Source organism: Micromonospora sp. LOL_025 (genome assembly GCF_048060285.1).
In the GTDB taxonomy this organism is placed as follows: Bacteria; Actinomycetota; Actinomycetes; order Mycobacteriales; family Micromonosporaceae; genus Micromonospora.
This window is the reverse complement of the sequence record NZ_JBHMIR010000110.1, coordinates 1-765: the sequence shown is the minus strand read 5'-3', so window position 1 is coordinate 765 and position 765 is coordinate 1. Positions and strand designations below refer to the sequence as shown.

Genomic DNA, 765 nt, shown 5'->3' with positions numbered 1-765 from the left:
GTACGACCCACCAGACCGGCGGCCATCCGCGCCGACTGCGCACCCTGACCCGGGAACACGAACACCGCACCGGTCGCGGAGGCCGTACCCGTGACGAGGTTCCCGGCCGGCGCGCCGGCGGCCAGGGCGTCGAGCCCGGCCAGCAGGTCCGCCACGTTGGCCCCGACCACGGCGGCCCGCTGGTCGAACGCCGACCGGGTGGTGGCCAGGGACCAGCCGACCGCCGCCGGATCGATCTCGCCGTGCTCGCGGACGTGCCGGGCCAGGCGGGCGGCCTGACCGGCCAGGGCGCCCTTGGACCGCCCCGACACCGTCCACACGACGACGTCGGAGGCCACGAGTCCCGGGCTGCGGTCCGCGGCGGCCTCGCCGTCGGGCTCCGCGCTCTCGGCGGGCAGGTCCTCGGGCAGCTCGATGATGACGTGGGCGTTGGTGCCGGAGATGCCGAACGACGACACCGCCGACCGGCGCGGCCGGTCCACCGCCGGCCACGGCCGCGACTCGATTGCCAACTCCACCGCGCCGGCCGTCCAGTCGATGTGCGGGGACGGCTCGTCCACGTGCAGCGTCGCCGGGACCACGCCCTCCCGCATCGCCAGCACCATCTTGATCACGCCGGCGACGCCGGCGGCGGCCTGGGTGTGGCCGATGTTCGACTTCACGGACCCGAGCAGCAGCGGCTCGTCGCGTTCCTGCCCGTACGTGGCCAGCAGGGCCTGCGCCTCGATCGGGTCGCCCAGCGTCGTGCCCGTGCCGTGCGCCTCG

1 protein-coding gene is annotated in these 765 nt (G+C 75.8%); it reads right to left on the bottom strand.

Annotation, left to right across the window (positions count from 1 at the left end):
* Window positions 1-765: ketoacyl-synthetase C-terminal extension domain-containing protein (locus ACFHW0_RS31700; protein WP_416613303.1), on the bottom strand; the 765-nt coding region annotated here is incomplete at both ends.